2 protein-coding genes and 1 pseudogene are annotated in these 2,902 nt (G+C 62.2%); all 3 read right to left on the reverse strand.

From position 1 onward, the window contains the following. Window positions 1-324, reverse strand: a pseudogene (locus tag ACH2EH_RS23195) (hypothetical protein); the annotation flags it as partial. A gap of 255 nt (window positions 325-579) precedes the next feature. Continuing rightward, complete coding sequence (locus tag ACH2EH_RS23200; protein ID WP_395145507.1) at window positions 580-2,601, reverse strand: transglutaminase domain-containing protein; 2,022 nt, start codon at window positions 2,599-2,601, stop codon at window positions 580-582. Next, the coding region (locus tag ACH2EH_RS23205) for a hypothetical protein (protein ID WP_395145509.1) at window positions 2,598-2,902 on the reverse strand (305 nt) is incomplete at its 5' end. The genes ACH2EH_RS23200 and ACH2EH_RS23205, both read right to left, overlap by 4 nt.

The following is a 2,902-nucleotide window of genomic DNA, read 5'->3' on the forward strand; positions in this document are numbered from 1 at the left end:
GGGTGACCACGCCAGCCCGGAGTGCGTCCGGCCAAATTTCACCTGCTGCTTCAGTGCGCCCGTCGCGGGGTCAATCAGGCTCACGCCATGCGCCGCGCCGCCGCCATTGGTCACGGCGAGTAGCTGGCCATCCGGCCGCAGCGCCGACGAGAGCAGCATGTCGCCGAGCTTTGCGTGGGCCGTTCCCGCCGGAGAGATCGTCCAGCCCGTCGCCGGGAGCTTCAAAGAGCCCCCCTTGAGTACGTCCAGCTTTTGCTGCGCCACCAGCGCCGCACTTCCCCCGAGAACAAGGGCTCCCGTCAGAGCCAGTGTGAGTTTCTTCATGATGCTCTGATTGTAGCGTAAGTCGGAATCAAAAAGATTAAATTACTGTGTCTTAGGGTTTTTCCAGAATCGTTATCCGCTCAATGGAATTGGGCGTCTGTAATGGCACAAGCGCCGCAAAGCCCGTTCCGGGCTGGAATAATTTGTAGCCCGGAACGGGCTTTGCAGCCGAAGGCTACCCAGACGCCTACTTTCAGTGGGCGGACAGAGGGAATCGGCGATTCGTGAAAAAGGTTCAGGTGTTGTGCCATAAGCTCAGCGCGATGCGTAGTGCTTCGTCAGTGCCTCTTCGACGGTTTGGAGGGCTTGTTCAAGGGCGTCTCTGTCAGCGCTCTTGCCTCCGAAGCGTGCTGTTTGGTAAAGCGTGACAAACTGACGGGCGGCGGGCTGGATGGCTTCGGGGAGGGCGGCAAGCTGCTCCGACCAGGGGTGGGACGGCGCGGGAGGCAGGTTGCTCTTGTGCAGGGCGGCCTCGAAGCGCTTGGCGAGTGTGGCCAGCTCGGGCGGTGGCGCGAGCGTTGTTATTGTGAGAGCGGCACGCGACGGGCGCTTGCGGTACTGCCAGAGTGCGCCCAGGCCGATTGCCCCAAATGGCAAGAGAAGTGTCAGGGCGAGCTGAGTGGGCTCCGTCTCCGCCAGCCAGCTCAGTAGCCCGAGCCAGCGGTCTTCCAGCCACTCCCAGGCCCGCCGCCACGGCTCCAGCGGGGTTTTGTTCTGCTCCGGCCAGCCGGTTGGGGGAGTTGCCTCAACCGTTATCCAGCCCTTGCCCTCCACCCAGGCCTCGCACCAGGCATGGGCATCGCGCTGCCGGACAAGCAGCGTGTTCGGCCCTTCCTGCTCATGGGCAAAGTAGCCTGTGACATAGCGTGTCGGGACTCCCACGCAGCGCAGCAGGAGCGCTGCTCCCGAGGCGAAAAACTCACAGTGCGCCCCTGCCTTTGGCTCGGAGAGCAGGAAGCGGGCGATGAAATCCGAGCGCTTTCCCTCCACAAAGCGCTGCATGTTATTGCTGGCATCCTTGGGAAAGAGAAACCCCGCATCGAAGGTCAGGCTGTAGGGATAGTTCTCCAGCAAGTAGCGCGTGATGGCATCCACTTTCTGGGCGGGCGTGGAGGCGTCTTTCGTGATTTTCTTTGCCAGAGGAGCTAGCAGTTTCGGGAGGTTTGCCGGGAGCTGGAGATAGCGTCCTTTTTCTGCTGCGCTGCGGAGTCCGGGAAGCGCCATGAGCCCCTGCGCCCCTTCCGTGCTTTCCCGGTAAGAGTAGGTATAGGGCTGCGCGACACGCACCCGGACGGGGCCGCTGGCATCACGTGCCCACCCTGTCTGTTCCACAGCGCCCAGCTCCAGGCTGAAAGTCTCCAGGGGGAAAAAGACCACGGGGTTGCCACTTTGCAGGCGGGTGGCCGAGACCGAGTGGGAAGTCATGCCACGGGGGAGTGGCAGGTTGAGCTGGGGCGCTTCAATGGGGTCGTAGGTACGGCTGTTGAGCGGCGGCCCCCAGCGGTTCTCGCTGTAGGTATCGAAGGCAGCGCCACGCAGGTGGGGAGAGCGTAGCGTCCCCTCCAGGCGGAGCACACGGGCATTAGAGCCGCGCGCACCAAATGTGTTGCCCAGCGTGGGCTGCTGGGACATGCCGAGCTGCTCCAAGGGAGGGTGCTCGCTCATGAGGCGATTGCCCCACTCCGTGATCTTTTCCCGGTTGTCGCGAATCCCCTTAACACTCAGCCATCCCACGCCCAGAGAGCCCAAAAGCGCACTGCCCAGCACGACAACCGTCAGGCGCTGGGTTGTCTGCCTGCTCCGAAGTGTCCGTAGTGAGATGCCGAGTAGAACAACGAGAACGGGGATGAGCTGTCTCAGACGACCTTCCTCAAAAGTACTACTAGCAGCGATGAGAACCAGTGTGCCGCCCAGGAGAGCGAAAAGGCGGGGGCGTGTGGGGTCTTTTGGGGTAGGTCGGTAGAACTGCAGCGTCATCAGGATTGCCGCTGCCTGGCCAAAGAGAAAGATGGGGCGTGGGAGAATGATGGTCGAAGGAGAGCCAGGCCCATCCTGTGGCGTGCTCAGGATCGCCAGAGCAAGCAAGATTCCTCCAAACAGAAGGCTCGGGAGCCAAGTCGTTGGAAGCCGCAGGTTCAGGGCATACGAGGCCAGCACCAGCACCCCCAGAGCCGCCGCGAGCCAGAGGGTACCGCCGGACGTGAGAAAAAGTGCTAGTAAGCAGACTAGTGCAAAAAGCGCGACGGGGATAGGAAGTTGAGGGGAGGCGGGCTTCATAGGGTGTCCACTCCGCCTTGGGAAAAGGCACTGGGAGGCAGAACCTGCATGTCCCCTTCGGTGGGCTGGGCATCTTCCGTCTCGGAGACCCAGAGCACTTTCACCCCGACACCGCGCTGACGAAGGTTCTCGACAAAGTGGCGACGGGGTTCGTCCCAGTCTAGGACAATGCAGACGACCGTGGTCAGGCGATCTAGCTGCTCATGGAGGCGGGGGGCAATGCCCGCGAGCGGCTCCTCCGGGCTACCCTCAACACAGGCCAAGATGTCTAATATCTGCTCCCGGTACGCCAGGCTACGGC

The sequence above is a fragment of the Armatimonas sp. genome, assembly GCF_043760365.1.
GTDB lineage: Bacteria > Armatimonadota > Armatimonadia > Armatimonadales > Armatimonadaceae > Armatimonas.